19 protein-coding genes and 1 pseudogene are annotated in these 22,960 nt (G+C 74.2%); 9 read left to right on the top strand and 11 right to left on the bottom strand.

Annotated features, from left to right (window positions below; genetic code table 11):
* Nucleotides 1-123: 123 nt before the first annotated feature.
* Both ONA70_RS21340 and ONA70_RS21335 read left to right on the top strand, forming a co-directional pair.
* Nucleotides 124-1,764 carry a glycoside hydrolase domain-containing protein gene (locus tag ONA70_RS21340; protein WP_265008241.1) on the top strand — a complete coding sequence of 547 codons (1,641 nt, stop codon included), beginning with the start codon at nucleotides 124-126 and terminating at the stop codon, nucleotides 1,762-1,764.
* A gap of 79 nt (nucleotides 1,765-1,843) precedes the next feature.
* A complete protein-coding gene (locus ONA70_RS21335) occupies nucleotides 1,844-2,878 on the top strand; it encodes an NAD(P)H-dependent flavin oxidoreductase (protein WP_265008240.1) in 1,035 nt (344 codons plus the stop codon).
* 76 nt (nucleotides 2,879-2,954) lie between these two features.
* On the opposite strand, the gene ONA70_RS21330 is transcribed toward ONA70_RS21335, so the two are convergent.
* On the bottom strand, nucleotides 2,955-3,374 hold the full coding sequence (locus ONA70_RS21330) for a nucleotidyltransferase domain-containing protein (RefSeq protein ID WP_265008239.1): 420 nt from the start codon (nucleotides 3,372-3,374) through the stop codon (nucleotides 2,955-2,957).
* Nucleotides 3,375-3,451: 77 nt separating this feature from the next.
* The gene (locus ONA70_RS21325; RefSeq protein WP_265008238.1) at nucleotides 3,452-5,086 is read right to left on the bottom strand and encodes a CehA/McbA family metallohydrolase domain-containing protein; all 1,635 of its coding nucleotides are present in this window, start codon (nucleotides 5,084-5,086) and stop codon (nucleotides 3,452-3,454) included.
* A 434-nt stretch (nucleotides 5,087-5,520) separates the two neighbouring features.
* Here ONA70_RS21325 and ONA70_RS21320 point away from each other — a divergent pair, with 434 nt between their 5' ends.
* Nucleotides 5,521-6,729, top strand: coding sequence for an MFS transporter (locus tag ONA70_RS21320; RefSeq protein ID WP_265008237.1), 1,209 nt, complete (start codon nucleotides 5,521-5,523; stop codon nucleotides 6,727-6,729).
* A 20-nt stretch (nucleotides 6,730-6,749) separates the two neighbouring features.
* Here the strand turns inward: ONA70_RS21320 and ONA70_RS21315 are convergent, their stop codons facing one another.
* Nucleotides 6,750-7,175 (bottom strand): glutaredoxin domain-containing protein, encoded by a 426-nt coding sequence (locus tag ONA70_RS21315; RefSeq protein ID WP_265008236.1) that lies wholly within the window; start codon nucleotides 7,173-7,175, stop codon nucleotides 6,750-6,752.
* 277 nt (nucleotides 7,176-7,452) lie between these two features.
* On the opposite strand from ONA70_RS21315, the gene ONA70_RS21310 reads away from it, so the two are divergent.
* A complete protein-coding gene (locus tag ONA70_RS21310; protein ID WP_265008235.1) occupies nucleotides 7,453-7,707 on the top strand; it encodes a type 2 periplasmic-binding domain-containing protein in 255 nt (84 codons plus the stop codon).
* Nucleotides 7,708-7,808: 101 nt separating this feature from the next.
* On the opposite strand, the gene ONA70_RS21305 is transcribed toward ONA70_RS21310, so the two are convergent.
* On the bottom strand, nucleotides 7,809-10,601 hold the full coding sequence (locus ONA70_RS21305) for an FAD-binding and (Fe-S)-binding domain-containing protein (RefSeq protein ID WP_265008234.1): 2,793 nt from the start codon (nucleotides 10,599-10,601) through the stop codon (nucleotides 7,809-7,811).
* 187 nt (nucleotides 10,602-10,788) lie between these two features.
* Here ONA70_RS21305 and ONA70_RS21300 point away from each other — a divergent pair, with 187 nt between their 5' ends.
* Together ONA70_RS21300 and ONA70_RS21295 are read left to right on the top strand one after the other, a co-directional pair.
* Nucleotides 10,789-11,649 carry a S1 family peptidase gene (locus tag ONA70_RS21300; protein WP_265008233.1) on the top strand — a complete coding sequence of 287 codons (861 nt, stop codon included), beginning with the start codon at nucleotides 10,789-10,791 and terminating at the stop codon, nucleotides 11,647-11,649.
* A 502-nt stretch (nucleotides 11,650-12,151) separates the two neighbouring features.
* Nucleotides 12,152-13,015 carry a peptidoglycan-binding domain-containing protein gene (locus ONA70_RS21295; RefSeq protein WP_265008232.1) on the top strand — a complete coding sequence of 288 codons (864 nt, stop codon included), beginning with the start codon at nucleotides 12,152-12,154 and terminating at the stop codon, nucleotides 13,013-13,015.
* A gap of 66 nt (nucleotides 13,016-13,081) precedes the next feature.
* Here ONA70_RS21295 and ONA70_RS21290 read toward each other — a convergent pair whose 3' ends face one another.
* The 5 genes and pseudogenes from ONA70_RS21290 to ONA70_RS21270 form a co-directional block, all read right to left on the bottom strand.
* Nucleotides 13,082-13,894 carry an SAM-dependent methyltransferase gene (locus ONA70_RS21290; RefSeq protein ID WP_265008231.1) on the bottom strand — a complete coding sequence of 271 codons (813 nt, stop codon included), beginning with the start codon at nucleotides 13,892-13,894 and terminating at the stop codon, nucleotides 13,082-13,084.
* Nucleotides 13,895-13,986: 92 nt separating this feature from the next.
* A complete protein-coding gene (locus ONA70_RS21285) occupies nucleotides 13,987-15,090 on the bottom strand; it encodes a glycoside hydrolase family 18 protein (RefSeq protein WP_265008230.1) in 1,104 nt (367 codons plus the stop codon).
* 54 nt (nucleotides 15,091-15,144) lie between these two features.
* Nucleotides 15,145-15,918 carry a nucleotidyltransferase domain-containing protein gene (locus ONA70_RS21280; RefSeq protein ID WP_265008229.1) on the bottom strand — a complete coding sequence of 258 codons (774 nt, stop codon included), beginning with the start codon at nucleotides 15,916-15,918 and terminating at the stop codon, nucleotides 15,145-15,147.
* A gap of 173 nt (nucleotides 15,919-16,091) precedes the next feature.
* Complete coding sequence (locus ONA70_RS21275; protein ID WP_265008228.1) at nucleotides 16,092-16,460, bottom strand: diacylglycerol/lipid kinase family protein; 369 nt, start codon at nucleotides 16,458-16,460, stop codon at nucleotides 16,092-16,094.
* Nucleotides 16,461-16,653: 193 nt separating this feature from the next.
* Nucleotides 16,654-16,848 (bottom strand): annotated as a pseudogene (locus ONA70_RS21270) (diacylglycerol/lipid kinase family protein); the annotation flags it as partial.
* A gap of 317 nt (nucleotides 16,849-17,165) precedes the next feature.
* Between ONA70_RS21270 and ONA70_RS21265 the strand changes: the two are divergent.
* Both ONA70_RS21265 and ONA70_RS21260 read left to right on the top strand, forming a co-directional pair.
* Nucleotides 17,166-18,344 carry a hypothetical protein gene (locus tag ONA70_RS21265; protein WP_265008227.1) on the top strand — a complete coding sequence of 393 codons (1,179 nt, stop codon included), beginning with the start codon at nucleotides 17,166-17,168 and terminating at the stop codon, nucleotides 18,342-18,344.
* Nucleotides 18,345-18,501: 157 nt separating this feature from the next.
* A complete protein-coding gene (locus ONA70_RS21260; protein ID WP_265008226.1) occupies nucleotides 18,502-19,182 on the top strand; it encodes a hypothetical protein in 681 nt (226 codons plus the stop codon).
* 100 nt (nucleotides 19,183-19,282) lie between these two features.
* On the opposite strand, the gene ONA70_RS21255 is transcribed toward ONA70_RS21260, so the two are convergent.
* Nucleotides 19,283-19,516: a glycoside hydrolase family 6 protein gene (locus ONA70_RS21255; RefSeq protein WP_265008225.1), complete on the bottom strand. Its 234-nt coding sequence runs from the start codon at nucleotides 19,514-19,516 to the stop codon at nucleotides 19,283-19,285.
* Between the two features lie 353 nt (nucleotides 19,517-19,869).
* Here ONA70_RS21255 and ONA70_RS21250 point away from each other — a divergent pair, with 353 nt between their 5' ends.
* A complete protein-coding gene (locus ONA70_RS21250; protein ID WP_265008224.1) occupies nucleotides 19,870-22,203 on the top strand; it encodes a transglycosylase domain-containing protein in 2,334 nt (777 codons plus the stop codon).
* A gap of 89 nt (nucleotides 22,204-22,292) precedes the next feature.
* On the opposite strand, the gene ONA70_RS21245 is transcribed toward ONA70_RS21250, so the two are convergent.
* Nucleotides 22,293-22,892 (bottom strand): TlpA family protein disulfide reductase, encoded by a 600-nt coding sequence (locus ONA70_RS21245; RefSeq protein ID WP_265008223.1) that lies wholly within the window; start codon nucleotides 22,890-22,892, stop codon nucleotides 22,293-22,295.
* Between the last annotated feature and the right edge of the window lie 68 nt (nucleotides 22,893-22,960).

Below are 22,960 nucleotides of genomic sequence, written 5' to 3'. Positions count from 1 at the left end.
CCCCCCCTCACCGACCCCCGGGCCCGGCCCCCCCGCCGCACCGCCGTTCATCAGGGGAAACCGCCCGTTCGGCCCTGGCGGAACGACGCCCGGCCTGCTGCCCTGAAGGACAGGACCAGTCGGTTGGCCATCAGGACCCGAATCGAGACCGGCATGGACGGCAGCCACCTTCCCCGCACCGGGCGCAACCTGATCCGCGCCCTCCTGGCCGGCGCCACCGCCGTGCTGGCACTCGCCGCGGCGGCCCCGGCCACGGCCCGCCCCACCACCGCGGGTACGGCCCTCGCGGCGGCCGGCGACCCCTCCCCCGGCACCTTCACCGGGTTGGGCTTCGACGCCTGCACCGCCCCGTCCGGTGCCACCATGCAGGCGTGGCTGGCGGCCTCGCCCTACCGGGCGATCGGCATCTACTTCGGCGGCGTCAACCGGGCCTGCGCACAACCCAACCTGACCCCCTCCTGGGTCGCCGCCCAGCAGGCCGCCGGCTGGCACCTCATGCCGATCTATCTCGGCCTGCAGGCGCCCTGCACGACATCCAACAAGCGTTATCTCATCGACCCGGCCAGCGCGGCGACGCAGGGACGCGCCCAGGCGGAGGACGCGGTCGCCCAGGCGACGGCGCTCGGTCTGGCCCGGGAGAGCGTACTCATCTTCGACATGGAGGCGTACCGGACGGGCGACGCGGCCTGCCGGACGGCGGTGCTCGCGTTCCTGAGCGCGTGGACGGCCCGGCTCCACGACCTGGGCTACCTGTCCGGCTTCTACAGCAGCCTGGCCTCCGGCGTCGCCGACCAGGTCACCGCCTACGCCACCCCCGGCTACGTTCCCCCGGACTATCTGGACTTCGCCCGCTGGGACGGGGTCGTGACAGTGTCCGATCCGGCCATCCCCGGCGCGTACTGGTCGCCGCGGCGGCGGATGAAGCAGTACCGGGGCGGCCACGACGAGACCTGGGGCGGCGTGACGATCAACATCGACAACGACTACCTGGACGTCGCTCCCCTTCCGGCCACGCCCTTCGGGGACTTCACCGGCAACGGCTGGTCCGATCTGCTCAGCCGCCGGCCCGCCACCGGCAACCTCTATCTCTACCTCGGCAACGGCACGTCCCTCGTCAACCGCACGACCATCGGCACGGGCTGGAACGGCATGGACGTCATCGTCCGCACCGACCTCACCGGGGACGGGCACGAGGACGTGATCGCCCGCAACAAGGCGACCGGCGACCTGTGGCTGTATCCGCACACCCCGTCCGGCTGGGCCACCCGGATCCGCATCGGCACCGGCTGGAACACCATGCGCGAGATCACCCCGATCAACGACGTGGACGGTGACGGCTTCCGCGACCTGCTCGCCGTGCAGACCTCCTCCGGAAACCTCTACCTGTACCCGGGCCGCGGCACCTCGTTCGCTCCCCGCAAGGCCATCGGCACGGGTTGGAACAGCATGGACGAACTCGCCGGGATCGGCGATGTCAACGGCGACGGCTACCAGGACCTCCTCGCCCGGCAGAAGGCCACCGGCTACCTCTTCCTCTATCCGGGACGGGCCGGCGGGTTCGGTGCCCGGCTCCGGGTCGGCACCGGCTGGAACAGCATGCGTGACCTGGTCGCCGTCGGCGACTTCAACCGGGACGGCTACCCGGACCTGGTCGCCGTCGAGAAGGCGACCGGCTATCTGTATCTCTACCGCGGCCGGGGCACGAGCTTCGCCAGCAGGATCCGGATCGGTACGGGCTGGGGCACGATGCAGCCCCTGCTGTGAACCGGGCCCCGCCGCGCCGCCGACGGCCCGGGACGCCACCGGTCGGGCGGCGCGGGCCGGCACCCGGCAGACTGGCGGCATGGACAGGCGATGCCGGGAACTGCTCGGGGTGGACGTACCGGTGGTAGCGGCCCCGCTCGGTGGCGGACCGACCACCGGTGCGCTGGTCACGGCGGTAGGGGCGGCCGGCGCGTTCGCGTTCCTGGCCGCCGGCTACAAGACACCGGAGGCGGTGGCCGAGGAGATCGCCGTGGCCCGGGCCGGCGGCCGGCCGTTCGGCGTGAACGTCTTCGTACCCACGCCGGTGCCCGTCACGGAACCGGAGTTCCGCCGGTACGCCGACCGGATCGCCGCCGAGGGCACGCCCTACGGGCTGGACCTGGCGGCGGCCGACCGGATCGAGGACGACGACCACTGGGCGGCGAAGCTCGACCTGCTCGTCCGCGACCCGGTGCCCGTGGTCAGCTTCACCTTCGGCCTCCCACCGGCGACCGTCGTCCGGGATCTGCGCCGCGCCGGCAGCCGGGTGCTGGTCACGGTGACCGACCCGGCCGAGGCGGCAGCCGCCGCCGACCTCGGGGTGGACGGGCTGGTCGCGCAGAGCGGCCACGCGGGCGGGCACCTGGGGACCTTCACCCCCGCCGCCCCGCCGCCGCTGCGGCCACTGCCGGAGGTGATCGGCCCCGTCGCCGAGCGGACCGGCCTGCCCGTCCTCGGTGCCGGCGGCGTCGGCGGACCGGCCGACCTACGGGCCGCGCTCACCGCCGGCGCCACCGCCGTCCTGGTCGGCACGCTGCTGCTGCGGGCGGCGGAGAGCGGCACCAGCCAGACCCATCGGGACGCCCTGGCCGACCCCCGGCGGGACCGGACGGTGGTCACCCGGGCGTTCACCGGCCGACCGGCCCGCGCGCTGCACAACGCCTTCATCGACCGGCACGACGCGGCCGCCCCGCTCGGCTATCCCGCGTTGCACCACCTGACCCGGCCGCTGCGCACCGCCGCCGCCCGGGCCGGCGACGCCGACCGGCTGCACCTGTGGGCGGGCACCGGCTGGCGGGCCGCCCGGGACGCCCCGGCGGCGGAGATCATCGCCGGCCTCACCCGGGAGCTGTGACCCGTCCGGCCGGCGCCACCGGGCGCAGGTCACCGGCACCCGGCCGGTGACCTGTCCGGCGCGACGCCGCGGCGGGTCACCGGCACGCGGCGGACAACGCGGCCAGCAGGCCCGCCGGATCGTGGACGATCCGGTGCCCGTCGCCGATCACGCGGCGGGTTCCCGGGTCGACCGGGTTGGTGTCGGCCCAGCTCACCGGGACGATGCCCACCTCGACCTCGAAGCCCGACCGGCGGCGTACCCGGATCTCCCGCAGCGGCCCCCACCGCGCCAGCCGGACGACGTCGCCGCCGAGCAGGTCGGTCCAGACCTCGGGCGCCGCGTACCCCTGGTTGTCGGTGAGGACCACGACGTCGACGTCGGAGTCCATCCGCGCGGCGCCGCGGGCCCACGAACCGACCACGACGACGCCACGGACGTCCTCGTGCGCGGCCGCCCACCCGGCCACCGTCTCGACGAGGGACCGCGCTTCCCGGGACCGCTCCTCCGTCAGCACCCGACGAGTCTCACACGTACCCGGACCCGGGTGGGCCCCGCGACCCGTCGGTCGCGGGGCCCGACGCGACGGCCGCGCTACCAGGCCCAACCGAAGCCGCCCCGCCGCTCGGCGGGAATGCCGTGACGTGGCTGCTCCTTCAGGATCCACACGGGGTTCGAGAAGCCGATCACGGCACCGTCGGCGTTCCTGACCTCCAGCCGCAGGTAGCGACTGGTCCGGGTCGGCAGCACCATCTGCCCTTGCCCTTGCGGCCTGTCGACGTCGATCTGCTGAGAGGTGGTGGCGGGAGCCGGGTCGGCCACGCCGGCGTAGTCGACCTCGCCGGTGACGAGGTGCACCGTCGCGCCGTCGGGAAGCTCCGTCACCGAAATCGCGACCGGCACCTGGGCGGCCGGTGTCACCAGGACACCTCCCATCGGCACGACGCCGTTGACCAGGATGTCCAGGTGGCCCCGCCAGTGCTGGGGGTCCCAGAACCAGGCGCGCCCGGCGCGCAGGGCCGCGAACAGGTCGGCCTCCTCGGTGGAGTCGGCCCAGACCGAGGTGATCCAGCGCTGCTTCTGGCCGACCCAGTCCGAGCCGGAGTGGTCGTCGCTGACGCCGGTCGCGGTCACGAACACCGCGTTGCGCGCCGCCGCGTCGTAGCCGAAGACGGACTCGCCGAAGTCTTCCTTGCTGCCCACTTCGATCAGGTCAGCGCCGAGCGCGTTCGTCTCGATGAGCAGGCGGGCGAGCTGCGGTCCCGACGGGGCGTCCTCGAGCGGGTGGTTGAACGCCACGAGGCCGTTGTTCGCGTGGACGAAATCCACCATGGCCACGGCCGCCTCGACGGTGGTGATCTTGGTGGGCGGCGTGTCGCCGTAGTCGGGGAGGGTGAAGTTACCGCCGAAGGCGTTCAGGTGGCGCACCAGGGAGATCTCGGTACCGTGGAACTGGCGGACGGCGGGGTAGCGGCGGGCGTACTCGCGCATCATCTCGTCCTGCAACGCCACCGACTCGTCACCGTCGCGGCGGGAACGCAGAAACCGCAGCCGGTCGACCACACCCGAGGCGGGGGCTCCGTTCCGCGACCGGATGCCGACCCGCAGCCGGTGGATGCCGCTGTCCGCGGCGACGATGTCCGGCCACAGGGCCGCGACATCGGACTCCAGGTCGAGACGGAGCCGCTGCCACGTACCTGGCGGGACCGCCAGGCCGACGACGCCGAGCAGGCCGTCGTTCTCGGTCCACCGCCCGGTTCCCTGGCCGATGCGGTACTCCAGGGTGTACCGGCCGGCCCGTCGCCCCGCGCTGGCCGGGCGGTAGGAGGAGAGCACCCGGACCAGCAGCTCGGCGTCCGGGCCGAGCTCTTCGGCGAGGACGTCGAGCTCGAGGACGGTGGCGGCCAGGCTGGTGGTGTACGTGCTGTTCCAGGCGACGCCCTCGTAGAGCACCGCTCCCCACGCCGAGGTCTCGGCCTGTGCCTGAAGTCGCAGGGCCTTGCCGGGCTCGTCCGGCGAGTGCGGCTCGCTGACGAACGTACCGACGGCGAGATCGGGCTTGCCCTCGAGGATTTTGTTCCAGGTCCACGACCGCCCGGCCTCCGGCTCGCTGAGGCCCTCGAAGCGGACGGCCTGGCGGTAGCCGTGCGCCTGCATCCGGAAGTCGTGGTCCGTCCACCAGATGACGTCCACCCCGTGCTCGGTGGCCTGCTGGAGGTGGGCCGCCATGCTCGCCGTACCTTCGCTGAAGGCGGAATGGATGTGCATCGCCATGCTCACGGCACGGCTGCCCGGGCGAGCGGCGGCGGCCGTGCCGCGCACGGCGGCGGGAACCGGGCCCACGGCCGTGCCGATCCCGATCGCGGCACCCAGTTTCAGGGCGCCTCGTCGCGAAATAGCCGATGTCATGGGTCGACTCCTTCTCGCTGGAACTGGGGCTCGCTGGCACCCTAGAAACCCCAGATGATCTCCGGCAGCTGCCAGTTGGTGCGCAGCTGAACGGCGGAGGAACATCGGCGAGCAGGACGAATGCACCGTCACGGGCGCGGCGGCACGGGACGACAACCGACGGTCGGCACCGCCCGGGCACCGGATCGGCCGCGCGGAGGCCACCGGTCTGCCACCGTTGACAGCGGAGTCCGCACCTGTCGAGGAGGGCCGGGGTGACTGAGCCGGCGCCCGCCGAACCGAACGGCCCCGTGCCGGGTCGGCCGGCCGCTTCCTGGTTGACCCGGAACCTGAAGGTCCTGTCCGGGGTGTCGCTGTTGCAGGACGCCGCGTCGGAGTTGCTGTACCCGATCCTGCCGATCTTCCTGACGACCGTGCTGGGCGCCCCCGCCGCCGTGGTGGGCGTGGTCGAAGGGATCGCCGAGGGAACCGCCGCGCTGAGCAAGATCGTCACCGGCCGGATCGCGGACCGCTTCCGGGCCCGCCCGATGATCGGCCTCGGGTACGGGCTCGCCGCGCTCGGCAAGGTCGCCATCGCCGCGGCCACCGCCTGGCCGGTCGTCCTCGCCGGCCGCAGCGTGGACCGGGTGGGGAAGGGCATCAGGGGTGCACCCCGCGACGCGCTGATCGCGACCGGCGTGCCGGAGAGCGCCAAGGGGCGGGCCTTCGGTTTCCACCGGGCGATGGACACCGCCGGCGCGGTGATCGGACCACTCATCGGTCTCGCCGGTTACGAACTGCTGCACCACCACATCCGGCCGTTGCTGGTCATCGCCGTGGTGCCCGCCGTGGCCAGCGCCGTCCTGGTCGTCGCGGTCCGCGAGGCGCCCCGCCGGCTGCCCCGTACCGGCGGCTGGCACCTGCGGCACCTGCCCAGCCGCTACTGGCGGGTGGTGGCCGTACTGGCGGTGTTCAGCCTGGTCAACTTTCCCGACGCCCTCCTGCTCCTGCGCCTGCACGAGATCGGCTTCTCCGTGCCCGCGGTCATCGGCGCGTACGTCACCTACAACGCGGTCTACGCCATGCTGAGCTACCCGGCCGGGGCCGTCGCCGATCGGCTGTCCCCCCGTACGGTCTTCGGCGCCGGCCTGATCCTGTTCGCCCTCGCCTACACCGGGCTCGGTCTGACCCGCTCCCACACCGCCGCGTGGCTGCTCCTGGCCGCCTACGGCGGGTTCACCGCCTTCACCGACGGAGTCGGGAAAGCCTGGATCTCGGGGCTGCTGAGCCCGCAGGACCAGGGCAGCGGCCAGGGCCTGTTCCAGGGACTGACCGGCCTGGGAATCCTGGCCGCCGGTCTCTGGGCCGGACTCGCCTGGGGTTCCGACGGCACCCTCCCGCTGCTGGTCTCCGGAGTCGCCGCCACCGTCCTCGCCGCCTGGCTGCTCACCCACCCGATCCGGCGTCGCGTCGACGTGCGGTAGGCGGCCCGCCGGTGCGCCGGTCAGGCGCCGGCCAGCCGCGCCAGCAGCCAGGCCGGCTCCGGGTTCACCACGGCCTCGCCGCCCGCCACCACCGTGGGGACCGTCTCGTCGCCGCCCGTGACGGCCCGGACCGCCGCCGCCCCGGCCGGGTCCCGCCAGATGTTCACCCAGTGCACCCGGCCGGCCCGGCGGCCGAGCCGCCGCCGCAGCCGCAGGCAGTACCGGCAGCCGGGTCGCCAGTACACGATCGGCCGGCCGTCGCGCGCGCTGCGTTCCCGCGCCTGCGCGGCGGTCACCGACTTCGGGAACACCAGCGGCGAGAGCAGCACGGCCAGCACCGCGAAGACGACGAACTCGACAGCGGCCAACCACGGCTCGTCCTGGCGGGCCGCGACGAGCACCCCGCAGGCCAGCATCAGGCCGGCCAGCCACCAACTTCGCCACACGCCGCCGGATGTTACGCCTCGCCGTGTGATCGGCAACTGGTGCGCGACAGGTTGAAGCGCCATCGGTCGGGTGAGGGTCAGTTGCTCATCGACGCCCATCCGGCGAGCCCGAGGTAGGCAACGCCTTCGAGTCGATGCTGGGTGGCCCGGATACTCGGACGGCGCTCGATATAGGCGCCAATGGCCCGAGGAAGAAGATCACCATCTTCGGGTTGGCCAGCCCGACGATCAGACCCCGGCGGGCCGAGCGGGCGGGCGGGACGGGTTGGCCCGCGCGGTGGAAGCCGACGAGTACTGGCCAGCCCAGGGGTTCATCGCCGCCGGGCTCGGCCTCGCACTCATCCCGGTGCTCGCCCTCGGCGTCCAGCACAACGGAGTCGCCGTGCGACGCCTCCGCCGAGCCGACCAGCCGGAACGACACGTCCTGGTCGCCACCCGCCCGGCTATCCAGGACATCGCGCCGGTTCGGGCCATGATCGCCGCCCTCCAAGCCGAAGCAGACGCCCAGAGCAGCCAGCTGACAGGGGCATGATCCGCCGGTCGGTGAAGGCAACCAGCCAGCCCGCGCAACAGTTGCCTGACGGATTCCAGTCGGTTCCCGCCCGGGCGGCGGGACACCTCCCGGAATCCCCGTCAGGCGGTGGCGTCGGCCAGCAGCTCCAGCAGGTGCCGGTAGGGCTGCCCGGTCGCCCGGGCCAGCCCGATCTCGCAGGTTCGGTTGACCGAGGCGTACCCGTCGAAGGGCCGCCGCGCGACGGCGGCGGCCTCGGCGCGGGTGGCCGAGGCGGTGAGTTCCGGGTGCAGCAGGCCCCGGTCGCCGGCGAACCCGCAGCACTGCCAGCCGTCCGGGACCACCACCTCGTCGGCGACCGCCCGGGCGACGGCGAGCAGCGCCTCGTCCAGCCCGAGCCGGGTGGACGAGCAGGTCGGGTGCAGGGCAAGTGAGCCGAGCCGGCGTCGGACGGTGAGCCGGGGCAGCAGCTCGTCGGCGACGTACGCGACGGCGTCGACGACCCGCAGCGGCCCGGCGTCGGCGACCAGTTTCGCGAAGCCCTCGGTGCAGGAGGCCGCGTCGCTGACCACCGGCAGCGTGCCGTCGCGGCTGGCCGTGCGCAACGCCGGCGCCACCCGGCCCCCCATTGCCCGGTAGCCGTCGGTGAGGCCCTTGGAGGACCACGGCGTGCCGCAGCACATGCTGGACACACCGTCGGGCACGAGCAGGCGTACGCCGGCCCGGTCGGCGAGGGTGAGCAGCGCGGCGGCCACCCCGGAGCCGCCCTCGGCCGGGGCGAAGAGGGTGTCGAGGCAGGACGGGACGAAGACCGCGTCCGGGTCGTCGACCGGCCGGGGCCGGCGGACCGCGCCGCCCCGGGGCAGGTCCCGCCGCCACTGCGGGACCCGCTCGGCGCCGAGCACCGCGCGGGCCGCCCGGGTGGCCGCCTCGGGCAGCGGGGGCGGCAGCGCGCCGGCCAGGTCGAGGCCGCGGGCCATGCCTCGGGTGGCCGCGCCCCACCGCTTCGCGGCGCCCCGCCAGCCGGCCCGCGCGGCCCTGCCGTGCTCCTCGGTACGCAGCCGCTTCACCAGGTCACCGGTGTTGATCAGGACCGGGCAGGCGGTGGCGCACATGCCGTCGACCGCGCAGGTCCGCACCGCGTCGTAGTCGTACGCCGACTCCAGCTCACGGGCCAGGGCCAGGTCACCGTCGGCGCGGGCGGCGGCGATCTCCCGGCGCAGCACGATCCGCTGCCGGGGCGTGGTGGTCAGGTCCCGGCTGGGGCAGACCGGCTCGCAGTATCCGCACTCGACGCAGCGGTCCACCTCCTCCTCCACGGTCGGCACGGTCTTCAGGTGCCGCATGTGGATCTCGGGGTCGTCGCTGAGCAGCACGCCCGGGTTGAGCACCCCGGCGGGGTCGCAGAGCGTCTTCAGCTCGCGCATCACGCCGTACAGCTCGCCGCCGAACTGGCGGCGGACGTACGGGGCCATCACCCGGCCGGTGCCGTGCTCGGCCTTGAGCGTGCCGCCGTGGCCGAGGACCAGGTCGACCATCTCCTCGGTGAAGTCGGCGTAGCGGGCCGGGGCCGCACCGTGGGAGAACCGCTCGTTGAGCATGAAGTGCAGGTTGCCGTCCTTGGCGTGGCCGAAGATGACGCTCTCCTCGTACCGGTGCCGCGCGAAGAGGTCGGCCAGGGCGGCGCAGGTGTCGGCGAGCGCGTCCACCGGGACGGCGATGTCCTCCAGCAGTGCGGTGGTGCCGGACGGGCGGGCGCCGGCGACGGCCGCGTAGAGGCCCTTGCGGATGTGCCAGAGCGCGGCGCGGGCCGGCGCCTCCCCGCTGAGCCGGGCCGGGGCGGTCAGCGGCAGCTCGGCCAGCACCGGCCGGGCCGCCGCCACCCGGGCCGCGAGGGCGTCCGGGTCGGACTCCTGCCACTCCACCAGCAGCGCCGCGTGCTCGCGCACGGCGAGACCGCGCAGCGCGGCGTCCGCCTTCGGGTCGGCCTGCGCGACCCGCAGGGCGGCGGCGTCGAGCAGCTCGACCGCCGCCGGCCCGGCGGCCACCAGGGCCGGCATCGCGGCCATCGCCGCGCCGAGGGTGTCGAAGACGAGCAGGCCGGTCGCGGCGTGCCGGTGCACGGGTACGGTGCGGAAGGTCGCCGCCGCGACGAAGGCGAGGGTGCCCTCGCTGCCCACCACAAGCCGGGTGAGCAGGTCGGCGGGCGAGTCGTGGTCGAGGAACGCGTTCACCCCGTACCCCATGGTGTTCTTCATGGCGTACTGGGCGCGGATCCGGCGCATTGAGTCGGGGTTGCCGCGCACCCGGTCGCGCAGCCGCAGCAGGCCGGCGTGCAGCTCGGGTTCGGCGGCCCGCAGCCGGTCGTCGGCGTCCGGCGCGCCGGTGTCGAGCACGGTGCCGCTGGGCAGCACCAGCAGCACCGACTCCAGGGTCCGGTAGGTGTTGAACTCGGTGCCGCAGGTCATGCCGCTGGAGTTGTTGGCCACCACGCCGCCGACCGTGCAGGCCGACTCGCTGGCCGGGTCCGGTCCGAGCTTGCGGCCGTACGGGGCGAGCCGGGCGTTCACCTGCCGCAGCACCACGCCGGGCTGCACCCGGACCCGCCGGCCCTCGTCCAGCACCTCCAGGTCGCGGAAGTGCCGGCGGGTGTCGACGAGAAGTTGGTCGGTGACGGCCTGGCCGCTGAGGCTGGTGCCGCCGGAGCGGAAGGTCAGCGGGGTGCCGGTACGTCGGCTGTGCCGCAGCAGCGCGGCGACCTGGTCGGCGTCGGCGGGGGTGACCACCGCGCTCGGGTGCAGCAGGTAGTGGGATGCGTCGTGGGCCAGCCGCAACCGGTCGGCCACCCTGGTCCGCACCCCGCCGGGCACCGCCGCCTCCAGCCCGGCCCAGGCGTCCCTGCTCAGCTCCACCATGCTCGCCGCACCTCCCCGCTGCCACCCTAGTCAAATCCGATGACCCGCCGTCCACCCCTTGCCCTTGCATTGACCTTGATAGATACTCCCCGCTAGAGCGTTCGCCGAGGCCACATCCCGAGCCGACCCGGCGACACGGCATGGGCGCCGACGCAACCGGCGGCCCTCACCGCCCTAGGAGGAGACCGTGAGAATCCGCCACAGTCGACTGACCCCCTTGCTCGCCGCGACCGTGGGCCTGGTGGCCGCCGGCGCCTTCACCGTTCCGGCCTCGGCCGCCCCGGCCGGCTACTCCCCCGCCCAACTCGCCCGGGTCGACGCCGCCGTGGCGGCCTCCGGCGTCGAGGGCATCGCCTGGCATGTCGACGCGGCGTCCAACCGGGTCGTCGTGACGGCGGACGAGAGCGTCTCCGCCGCCGAGGTCGCCACGCTCAAGAAGAGCGCCGGCGCCGAGGCCGGCGCGATCCGGGTCGACCGGGCCAAGGGCACGTTCCGGCCGCTGCTTTCGGCCGGCGACGCCATCTACGGCGGCCAGTACCGCTGCTCGCTCGGCTTCAACGTGGTCAAGTCCGGCGTCTACTACTTCCTCACCGCCGGGCACTGCGGCAACGTCGCCAACACCTGGTACACCAACTCCAGCCACACCACTCTGATCGGCGCGACCATCGGCTCCAGCTTCCCGGGCAACGACTACGCCCTGGTCCGCTACGACAACACCGGGCTGACCCACCCGGGCGGCTACACCGCGGCGAACGCGGTCGTCGGTGAGGCGGTCAAGCGGACCGGGTCGACCACCGGCACCCACAGCGGCACGGTGACCGCCCTGAACGTCTCGGTCCGTTACGTCGGCCAGGGCGGCGGCACCGTGAAGGGCATGATCCAGACCACCGTCTGCGCCGAGCCGGGCGACTCCGGCGGCCCGCTCTACGACGGCACCAAGGCGCTCGGCATCACCTCGGGCGGCAGCGGCGACTGCCGGTCCGGCGGCACCACCTTCTACCAGCCCGTCCCGGAGGCGGCCAGCGCGTACGGCGTGACCGTCTACTGATCCACCCGCCGGCCCGCGCCGGCACCGGGACCCGTATCCCACCCTGGGGTACGGGTCCCGTCGTGTGTCCACCAGCCCACCACCTGATCCGGCAGGTGGCCGCGCCGATCGGTCAGGCGGCGCACCGCCCGGCGGCACGGTGCGGCTCCCCCGATCCCCGCGCCACCGCACCGCTCGGCGGGCGGGCTGCTCGATCGGCGGAGCCCACGGCCCCGCTCGGGCATCCCGAACGCTGATTGCCGACTCACGCCTTGCTGCGCTGACCAGCCGTTTCGACAGTGGACTCAGGCTCCGCGCGGCCACGGTCCGGCGGAGCGGACGGCACGCCGGCGTACCGCCGTCGCGAGACGCCGGCCCGAGCAGAGAGCGGAGGCACCGGGGATGGACACCGCCGTTGTGGACCCCGACTACCAGGTCACCGACTTCGAGGAGGACGACGACCCGGAGTCCCTGATCGGGGACGAGATCGAGTACGACCTGTCGGCGGACGAGGAGCAGTGACGTGAGCGTGCACCTCGCCCCCGCGCTGCGCGTACTGCGCGACGAGATCAACACCCGGTGGCCGCACCGGGACCGCGGTTCGGACGGCTGGATCGGCGATGCCGCTCACCAGGCGCGCGGTTCCCGCTCCGACCACAACCCGGACGCCGACGACAGCTCGGTCAACGCGCTGGACGTGGACGTCGACGGCATCGACCCGCTGCTGATCGTCCGGCAGGCGATCGCCCACCCGTCCTGCCAGTACGTCATCTACAACCGGGTGATCTGGAGCCGTACCCGCGGCTTCACCGCCGCCCGCTACACCGGGCCCAACCCGCACAACAAGCACCTGCACGTCAGCGTCAGCCACACCCGGGCGCTGGAGGACAGCACCCGACCGTGGGGCATCGCCACCGCGACGGCGACCCGGCTCGGCGACCGGGTGCTGCGGGACGGCTGCCGGGGCAGCGACGTACGCGAGCTGCAGACCCTGGCCAACCGGCTGGGCGCCGGGCTCACGGTCGACGGCTCCTTCGGCCCGAAGACCACGGCCTGGGTGCGCGGCTTCCAGAAGGCCCGGTCTCTGGCGGTGGACGGCGTGGTGGGCGCGGCCACCGTCGCCGCCCTGCGCAAGGCCGTCACGCCGACGCCCCGGCCGTCGACGGGCAACGCGCCGGGCTCCCGTACCGTCCGCCGGGGCTGCACGGGCGACGACATCGCCTTCGTCCGGCGGTTCATCGGCAGCCGCTGCGGCGGGCCGGGTACCGACTTCGACGCCGGCACCGAGGCGGGGGTCCGCTGGTACCAGCGGATGCGCGGCCTCACCGACGACGGGATCGTCGGCCCGCTCACCTGGAAGCAGATGGGCGTCCGGGTGACCTACTGAACAGTCTCTGGAGTCCTCATCACGGATCCGGTCGCCCCGGCAGTGCGCCCGGGCGGCCGGCCCGCGTCAGCCGTTCTTGCGGCCCACCGCGCAGTACTCGGAGGTGGGGGTGGTGTCGTTGCCGTCCGGACGCCACCGGGAGCAGGTGACCAGGCCAGGTTCGAGCAGCTCCAGCCCGTCGAAGTACCGGCCGATCTCCGCCGGCGTCCGCACGGCCATCTGCGCGGCGCCGCCCTCGTTCCACATCGCCAGCGCCCGATCGACCGCCTCCGGGTTGACCTCCCGGGTCGGGTGCGACAGCACCAGGTAGCTGCCGGCCGGCACGGCCTCGACCAGCCGCCGGACGATGCTGATCGCCTCCTCGTCGTCGACGATGAAGTTGACGATACCGAGCAGCATGATGGCGATCGGCTGCGTGAAGTCCAGCGTCCGGCGGGCCTCGGCCAGGATCAGCTCCGGGTCGCGCAGGTCCGCCTCGAGGTAGTCGGTGGTGCCCTCGGGGCTGCTGGTCAGCAGCGCCCGGGCGTGCACCAGCACCATGGGGTCGTTGTCGACGTAGACGACGCGCGACTCCGGCGCGGCGGCCTGGGCGACCTCGTGGGTGTTGTTGGCGGTCGGCAGGCCGGTGCCGATGTCGAGGAACTGCCGGACACCGACCTCGCCGGCGAGATGGCGGACCGCGCGGCCGAGGAACTCGCGGGTGAACCGGGCCGACTGGACGAGCTCCGGCAGGAACGCGAGAACCTGCTCGGCGGCCTCCCGGTCGGCCGCGAAGTTGTCCTTGCCGCCGAGGAGGTAGTTCCACAAGCGGGCCGAGTGCGGGACGCTGGTGTCCAGCGCGTCGGCGCGGACCGTGGCGGTCGAAGGCTTCTCCGTCACCGGCGCTCCTTTGTGTCTGGTGGCCCGGACAGCCTAGGTGGCCGCCGGGCCCTGCGGCAACGCCGGGCGGCCCGTCGGTGGACGCCGCCGGGTCAGCTCTGACGCAGCGCCGGCATCGGTACCGGGACGGCCAGCGCGGTCGCCCCGGCGCCGGCTCCCCCCTCGCAGGTGTTCGGGGGTACGGTGCCGATGCCCCGCGTCGCGGGACGTTCGGCCGCCCAGAACATGAAGCCGAGCATGCCGGCGGTGGTGCCCGCGCCGTTGGGCGCGACGCCCTGCACGTACGGGGCGGCGGCCTTCTGCACCGAGTTGGCGTAGTCGACGCACTCCGGCAGCGGCTTGCCGCCGTAGGCGATGTAGACCCCGCCGGTGAACTTCGCCGGGGCGAGCGGCGGCACCGGCGGGGCGTACTGCGGCTTGCCGTCGACGTGCTCCTGCCAGCTGGCCTGGGCGGTGCTGGCCGAGACGGGCCGGGCCGACACCATCGCGTTGGCGTAGTCGAGGACCGGGGTGTCGGTACGCAGCCAGTCGGCGGTGGCCTTGCGGTTGAGGTCGATCAGCCAGCGGTCGCCGGCGGCGACGTCGATGGTGAGCCGTGCCTCGGGCCGGGTGCCGGTGGCGTCGTACGGGTGGACCGCGCGGTAGGCGGTGATGAAGGACTGCAGGCCGGCGAGGTTCGGGTTGGTGTTCTGCTCGTAGTCGATCTCGATGCCGACGCCGAGCCGGCTGGCGACCGCGGCGGCCCGCTGGCCGAGCAGGGCGGGGTTCTCGGCGAGGGCGGCGTCCCAGTCGTCGGTGTAGGTGATGCCGCCGATGGAGAGCATCACCCGGACGCCGCGCGCGGTGAAGTACTGCACGATCTCGGCGGTCATGCCGCGGGGCACGCCGTCCAGGGTGGTGGCGTCGGTGGTCTGGTGCAGCAGGTCGAGCGGGTTGACGAAGCTCAGCACGACCAGGTTGACCGAGGGACGCCCGTCGCCCCGGTCGATCAGCCAGTGGTTCTGGCTGTCGAACTCGGCGACGGTACGCGGGGTGGTCCAGGTGCAGTAGTCGTTGCCGCAGTGCCAGGCGCCGTAGACCTGGACGGGCGCGGCCGCCAGCGGCGTGGGCGCCGGCCGGGCCGGCGGCGCGGCGACGGCCGGGGTGGTGGTGGCGAGGGCGAGCAGGAGCGTGGCCAGGGGTACCGAGCGTCGCATGGGACCTCCCCGATCGATCAGTACGCCTTGTTTACAGTAAGGCGCTGATCCGCGTCAATGCATCGCGGCGACTTCGGCGCGGACCCATCGCTGGAAGGCGCGGGCCTCGGGTCCGCTCGGCGCCGGGCCGCCCCGCCGCGCCGTGATCGCCCGGTCGATCAGCTCGGTGTGCCGGCCCTGCCCGGCCAGCCAGCGCCCGGCGTCCACCTTGGGCAGCCAGGCCCCGGTGCGCACCCGGACCAGGGAGCGGCAGGCGCCCAGCACCGCGTCCTCGGTGCCCGGGGCCGGGCCGTCGCCCTCGGGGGTGGGCAGCGCCAGCCACCAGTCCAGCGCGGTGACCAGCAGCCGGCGCAGCTCGGCCGGGGTGGGATCGGCGAACACCTCGGACGCGGGCGGGCCGAGCAGGGCCAGCCCGGACTGGCGCAGGATGCTGCGGTCCAGGGCGTACCAGAACCGCCCGTCGGCGGCCGGCCGGTCCGCCGGGTCGTACGTGACCCGGAACGGCATGGTCGCGCCGGTGTTGAGTTCCACCTCGAAGCCCGGCTCCCCGGTGCCGGAGCCGGCGACCTCCCGCCGGTAGGCGACCAGCTCCAGGCCACGCGCCGGGCACGGCAGCGACTCGTGCCGAAGGCGCGCCACCAGCGCCCGCTTCGCCGCCCCGGCCACCGGCCCGGCCGTCACCAGCGCCACGTCCACGTCGCTGCGCCCCGGCTGGTACGCGCCCAATCCCACCGAGCCGGCGGCGTACGCGCCGACCAGGTTGTCGCCGAGCACCGCCCGGGCCCGGTCGACCAGCTCGGTCAGGTAGTCGCGTACGGCGTGATCCACGTCCCACATCCTGCCCGCCGCCGCGGCGGCCGCTCAGGCCGCCCCGGAGCACGCCCGGACCGGGCAGCGGGCGCTGGTCACCGCCGTCGCCGCGCTCACCGTGCCCGGGCTCATCGGGCAGCCCTGCCGGGAGGCGTTCGTGGTCGCCGGATTCGCGCTGCTGCCGGCGCCGGTCAGCCCGGACAGCAGACCACCAGGGCACCGGTGACAACCTTGGCCTTGAGCCGCCTCGCCCCCGACCGCGCACCCCCGTCCAGCTCGTACGTCTTCGGCGCGGCGAAACGCACCCGGACCTTGCGACCGCGGGTGATACGCACGAACGGTGACTCCTCGGAGCGTCCGGCCGCCATCCGGCCCAGCGTGCGCGCCCAGTCGATCGGGCCGCTGGCGGTGCACACGCCGATCTCCAGGGCGCCGTCGTCGGGTCGGGCGTCGTCGAAGGCGGGGATGCCACCGGTGATCGTGCCGACGTTGCCGAACAGCACGCAGCTCGCCTCGCCGTCGAACCAGTCGGCGCCGTCGACCCGGATCCGGGTGCGCACGCACTCGCCCCGCACGTGCCGCAGCCCGGTCCAGAGGTACGCGACCCGGCCCCTTGAGCCTGCGGTCGGCGTCGCGGATCAGGTCGCCGTCGAAGCCCGCGCCGGCCATCACGGCGAAATGCTCCCCGTTGAGCCGGCCCAGGTCCAGCTTGCGGCGGCGGCCGTACAGGGCGATCCGGACCGCCACGGGCAGGTCGGCCGGGATGCCGAGGTTGCTGGCGAACAGGTTGGCGGTGCCCGCGGGGAGGATGCCCATCGGCACGTCCGAACCGGCCAGGGTGTCGACGCAGCGTTGCACCATCCCGTCGCCGCCCCAGACCAGGAGCAGCTCGGCGCCTTCGTCGAGCGCCTTGCGCACCTTCTTCGGCGCCTTGCGGCTCTTCGGCATTTCGTACCAGAGGAGCTTGCCGACCCCGGCCGCGACCAGGCTCGTGCGCAGCTCGTCGAGGCCGCCGCCGAAGGTCTTCTTCCGGTGGGCGACAACCGCCACGCTGCCGGCCGGCGCGGCGGGAGCGTCGGCGGCGGGACGGTCGACCGTGCTCGTCGTCATGGCTTCCGCTGGTACCCCGTCGCCCCGGCTCCCACGCCTGTCGGTACGCGACGCGCCCGATTCCGATCAGCCGCAGGCTGTGATCGGTCGACCGCTTTCGGTAGAGTACGCGGCATTGATCGTCGGCGCTGGCCGACGACCGGAAGGGTGCCGGGATGACTCCACGGGGCAGGCGGCTGACGCGGGTCACGCTGCGCCTCGGGCTCCTGCTCGGCGGGGTGGTCGCGGCATGGGCCACCCACGAGCTCGCGAGCACCGGCACCGCGTACGCCGCCGACCGGCCGGCCCCGGTCAGCTCCACCATCCACCTGGTCACCGGCGTGCTCGGCCCGCTGCTCGGGTCGGCGCCGGCGACCGCCCCGGACCGGCCCACCGCACCGCCCGGCGGCGCCGCCCCGGCACCGCCGAGCCCGTCGACGCCGGACCGGCCGCCGGCACCCGGCCTCGGCGCTCCCCCACCACCGCGTCCAGCGGCCTCGGCCGACCGACCCGGGCCGCCGGCCTCCGCCGGTGACACCGTCGGCCGGGCCGCCAGGCCGCCACGCGTCGTGCCACCTCCGGCGCGGGTCACCGGGCAGGCCCCGCCGGCCACCACCACCCCATCCGGGGCCGGCTCCGGGGCGCCGGCCCCGGCCGCGGACGTGCTGCGCCCGGTGACCGACGCGGTGTCGGACGGCCTCCTCGCCCCGGTCGCCGATGCGCTGCGCCCGGTGACCGAGCCGCTCCAGGCCGACGTCGTCGCCCCGGTGGCCGACGTGCTGCTGCCGGTGACTCGGCCGCTGGGTCCGGTCCTGGCGCCGGTGTGGGACGGCCTGGGGCCGGTGCTCGACCCGCTCCACCCGGTCCTCGACCCGCTCGATCCGGTGCTGGGTCCGCTGCACCCGGTCACCGAGGCGCCGGCCCCCGAGCCGCCCGGGGAGGCACCCGACACGCCCGCGCCCGCGGTGCCCGCGCCGACTGGCGAGCCGGGTGCCACGACGTCCCCGGGCCGGCCGGCGGCGATCGCCGTTGCGGCCCCGTCGGGGGCCCCGGGACACGTGCCATCGACCTCGGCCCGGTCGGCCGCCGCGACGGGCACCGCGACGACTGGCACGACGGCCGGCGCGGGCGTGTCCGAGCCCGGGCAGTCCCGCCACACCCCGCCGCGCCACGCGGACCTCACCCACACGCCCCGCCCGCACCGCGCGGGCACCACCGGCGCCGGGCACGGCGAGCTGGCCGAGACCTCCGCCGCCGGCTGGGCGCCGCCCACCGAGTCGGGCCGCCCGAGCCACTCCACCGGCGACCACGCTCGCCCGTCGCGCTCGCCCCGCCCGGGCACCCGACCCGCCTGACCGACGAGCCGGCCCGCTCCCCTGGGACGGCCCGGCAGTTGCGCGTACCTGCCTGTCTGACGGCCCCTGGTGGCCCGCGTCGGCCCGCAGCGAACCCGCACTCCCGCCGGCGGTCCCTCCCGACCTACCCGATCACGAAATGACCAGGAGTTCCCCCATGAGCGCGAACACTCCCGTCGTCCGGGCCCGGTGGTGCGACACCGGCCGCATCGTCGACCTCGTCAGCAACACCCTCTCCCCGAGCGCACTCGGCGCCTGGCTCGTCCCGGACGAGTCACGCCGCCCCGCCGTCCTCGCCGCCGTGGCCCGCATCTGGGTCGAGCACGCGCTGCTGTTCGGCGACGCGTTCCTGCTCCGGGACGGCTCGGCCGCGACGATCTGGTTCCACCGCTACCGGCCCATCCCGGCGCCGGCCCGGTACGTCGACCGTCTCGCGCAGGTGTGCGGCGCGTACCAGGAGCGGTTCCTCGACCTCGGCCGGGCGCTCGCCGCGCGAAGCCCCGCCGAGCCGCACAACCACCTGGCGATGCTGGCCGCGCCCGGCGCGCACGGGATGCGCCGGGCCGCCGCGGTGCTCGCCGGCGCGCAGCGGTGGATGGACACGCTGAGCCTGCCGACCTACACGGAGGCCCTCACCGACGCCGACCGGGACCTGTACCGGCGGCACGGCTACACCGAACGGGACGGCTTCCCCGTCCCGGACGGGACGACAGCGCGGCCGATGTGGCGGCTGTCGCCGTTCTGGACCGGCCGGTCCGGCGGCAACACCCGCTGGCCGGCGGGCCGCCTCACCGGACGAACACTCAACGGCCGGACGAGCGAGTGGGCCCTGCGCTGAGCGCACCCGACCTCCGGCCGGAAGGCGCGGACCGGGGGCGGCCCCACGCGAGGACCGCCCCCGGCCGTCGCCGGTCAGCGCAGCGGCGGGTCGGCGTACGTCACCAGTTCGAGGGCCTGCTCGGGGAACCACGCCCGGCGGCCGGGTCGGCCATGCCGGCGCGGGCCGGGTCGTGCCCGGTGCCGGTGCCCCGGTCGCACTGCCCGTCGGACTGGCCGGGCGTCTTCACCCAGAGGAAGGCGTCGGCGAGCGGGTCACCGGTGGCGGTGGTGGGACGCAGCCCCAGGCCGCGCCCGGGCGGGTTGCACCAGGTCTGCGGGTCGGGCCAGGACACCCCGGCCGGTGGCGTTCACGGCCCTGGCCGTTGCGGCTGGTGTCGACCACGAAGTGGGCGAGCTTGCGTGGGAGCGTTCCCGCAGCTCGTCCGAGGGCGCCCGGTACACACCCGACTGTCAATGTCTCCGGCCCACGAAGCGCCTGCGAGCGGGCGCTGGCGCGGCCGGTTGATCGTCGGCGCGCCAGCCCGGCCGACGGTCACCCCACGTGGTCGTCCGGCCACCGTCACCGCCGATCGGCCGCGACGAACGCCACACCCGGCGACGGCGGGCGCGGGCGCTGTCCGCGCAGCTCCGCTAGCCTGCAGGCCGAGCATGGACACGATTCGGCCGAGCAGTCGGAGGGTATCGGGTGCGGGTGCTTCCTACCGGTGACAACAACAACGCGTACGGTTCCACCGCCCCGACCCCGGGGCGGAAGCGTCGCCGCCACCGTTTGCTGATCTTCCTGGCGGTCTTCACGCTGCTGGCCGGCACCGGCCTGGTGGCAGGGGGCTACTACTTCGACAGCGTGCCCACCCCGACCGACCTCAAACTGCCCGAGTCGACCACGGTCTACTACGCCGACGGTCGCACGCCGATGGCGAAACTCGGCGCGGAGAACCGCACCATCGTCCCGTACGACCAGATGAACGACTCCGCGAAGGAGGCGATCGTCGCGGCCGAGGACCGCACCTTCTGGACCAACAAGGGCGTGGACTTCTCCGGCGTGCTCCGCGCCGCCTGGTCGAACCTCACCGGTGGCCAGCGGCAGGGCGCCTCCACCATCACCCAGCAGTACGCCCGGGTGGCCGCCGACCTGCGCGGAGTGACCTACTCCCGCAAGCTGCGTGAGGCGGTCATCGCCTGGAAGCTGGACGACAAGTACAGCAAGGACGAGATCCTCGGCTTCTACCTGAACACGGTGCCGTTCGGCCGGGGCGCGTACGGGATCGAGGCCGCCGCGCAGACGTACTTCGGCAAGACGGTGCGCCGGGACGCGCCGGCGGCACAGCAGCTCACCAAGGCCGAGGCGATGGTGCTCTGCGCGATGGTGAAGCAGCCGGAGGCGGACCCGAGCGACCCCGAGGGCTCCCCCGGCTACGACCCGGCCCGCAACGCCAAGGCCAAGCAGAACTCGATCGAGCGCTGGACCTACATCCGCGACGGCATGGTGAAGCTCGGCTACCTCACACCCGAGGAGGCGGCGAACCTGGCGTACCCGGACGACGTGAAGCCGATCGACAAGGACGCCGGCCAGTCCGGCCTCGACCGGCCCACCGGCCTGGTGGTCAACCACGTGCTCAGCGAGCTGCGCCAGACCGAGCAGTTCAAGGGCAAGACGGACGAGGTCATCCGGGACGGCGGCTACAAGATCGTGACGACCATCGACAAACGGGTCCAGGACGCCGCCGAGGCCGCCGCCGACATCCGCCGGGACACCGCCCCCGACGCGGTCCGCGACCAGCCGAAGAACTGGCAGGCCGCGCTCGTCGCGGTGGAACCCGGCACCGGCCGGGTGCTCGGCTACTACGGCGGCAACGGCGGCAACAGCGGCGCCGACTTCGCCGGCTGGTACTACGACGAGAAGGGGCAGGCGCACGGCTTCGGCCAGCACCCGCCGGGCTCGTCGTTCAAGGTGTACGACCTGGCCACCGCCGTGGAGAACAAGATCTCCGTGAAGCAGCACTTCGACTCGCCCGACACCAAGGAGTTCCCCGAGTCGGGGCGCACCAAGGACAGCGCGGCCGGGCCGATCCGCAACGCCGAGCACGCGCCCTGCCAGCCGAACTGCGCCCTCTGGGAGGCCACCGTCGCCTCGTTGAACGTCACCTACTTCGAGCTGACCGAGAAGCTGGGCGTCGCGAAGGTCATGGACATGGCCAAGCGGGCCGGGGTCAACTCGATGTGGGAGACGGTGAAGGGCAACCCGCAGCCGCAGCGGGTGGACCTGCGCGACGAGCCGACCGACGAGGTCGCCAAGCGCTTCTCCACCGAGGTCGGCATCGGCCAGTACGGGATCACCGTGCAGGACCACGCGAACGGGATGGCCACCTTCGCCGCGGGCGGCAAGCGTGCCGAGGCACACTTCGTCCGCTCGGTCACCAAGGGCGAGGACAAGGTCTACACCGAGCAGCTCAAGGAGACCGACCTCGGGCTGGACAAGGAGGCCGTCAACCAGCTCGACTGGACGCTGCGCCGGGTGAAGGCGGCCAAGCTGGACAACGGTTGGGACTCCGCCGGCAAGACCGGCACCTGGCAGGCCGGGCAGAGCACCACGCAGAACGTGCACACCTGGATGGTCGGCTGGACCGGCGCGCTGGCCTCCGCCGTCTGGCTGGGCACCACCGACGGCAAGCCGCTGAAGACGAAGGACGGCAGCTACGAGGTGTACGGCGCCACCGGCCCGGGGCCGATCTGGCGGCAGTTCATGGAGCAGGCGACCGCCGCGATGAAGCTGGACCCGGACAAGTACCGGTTCGGCGAGCCCGCGTTCCCGAACGACGCACCCACGGAGACCGCCCCGGCCCGACCGGCGCCGACCACCTCCGCGCCCTCGCCGAGCGCGCGGCCGACGCCCAGCACGGCGCCGTCCAGCCCGAGCCCGAGCCCGACCGACCGGCCGACCCCGCTGCCGACCCTGTCGCCGTCGTTCAGCCCGGCGCCGAACGTGACACCGACGCGGACCAAGAAACCGGTCGCCTGACGGTCTCCGGCGGCCGCCCCGGTCGGGGACGGCCGCCGGTCGACCGGTGGCATGATCGGCTCGTGGCGCCGCAGTGACGGGCGGGCCGGTCAGGGAGCCAGCACCAGCTCGCGCAGCCGGCCGGCGAGGGCGGTCGCGTCCACCCCGCCCGGCCACCCGCGCAGCAGTGCCCCGCCCTTGGCGACCAGCACCACGCCCGGCGGCTCCCGGACGGCGTACGACTGCGAGATCGTGCCGTCGTCGTCGACCACGACCGGGTACTCCACCCGGTGCTCGCGCAGGTAGCGCTGCAGATCCCGCGGTTGGTCCCCGGTGGCCACCCCGACGAACACGACCTGGTCCCGGTGGGTGCGGGCCAGCTCGCTCAGGGCGTCCTGCCGCTGCGCGCAGAGGTTGCACCACGAGGTGAAGAAGACCAGCACCACCGGGCGGTCGGCCCACAGGTCGGCGAAGGCGACCCGGCTGCCGTCAGTGAGCGCACCGGTGACCGCCGGCGCGCCGGGCGCCCCGGACGGGGCGGGCCGCAGCGCCAGACCGGCCGGCGCCGGTCCGGGCAGCGCCGCCGCGCCACCGGCGACCGGCTCCGTCCGGGCCGGCGTGCCGTCCCCGCCGGAGCAGGCGGCCGAGGCGAGCACGCCGGCCAGTGCCAGCGCGACGACGGCCAGGCGGGCCGGGTGGCGGCGGGTCACGACGGCACCACCGCGACCAGCGCGGGCCCCTCGCTGCGGTTCGGGGTGAGGGCGATCGGCGGGGGGGC

It is taken from the genome of Micromonospora yasonensis (assembly GCF_026013475.1).
Classification (GTDB): Bacteria; Actinomycetota; Actinomycetes; order Mycobacteriales; family Micromonosporaceae; genus Micromonospora; species Micromonospora yasonensis.
The sequence above is the reverse complement of the archived record's forward strand: the minus strand, read 5'-3'. Positions and strand labels throughout refer to the sequence as shown.

Bases quoted from the DNA above. Each gene is read 5' to 3' on its own strand.
- ONA70_RS21335 (WP_265008240.1), top strand. From the start codon at position 1,844: ATGGACAGGCGATGCCGGGAACTGCTCGGGGTGGACGTACCGGTGGTA.
- ONA70_RS21325 (WP_265008238.1), bottom strand. From the start codon at position 5,086: ATGGCGGCCCACCTCCAGCAGGCCACCGAGCACGGGGTGGACGTCATC.
- ONA70_RS21305 (WP_265008234.1), bottom strand. From the start codon at position 10,601: ATGGTGGAGCTGAGCAGGGACGCCTGGGCCGGGCTGGAGGCGGCGGTG.
- ONA70_RS21285 (WP_265008230.1), bottom strand. From the start codon at position 15,090: ATGCGACGCTCGGTACCCCTGGCCACGCTCCTGCTCGCCCTCGCCACC.
- ONA70_RS21265 (WP_265008227.1), top strand. From the start codon at position 17,166: ATGACTCCACGGGGCAGGCGGCTGACGCGGGTCACGCTGCGCCTCGGG.
- ONA70_RS21260 (WP_265008226.1), top strand. From the start codon at position 18,502: ATGAGCGCGAACACTCCCGTCGTCCGGGCCCGGTGGTGCGACACCGGC.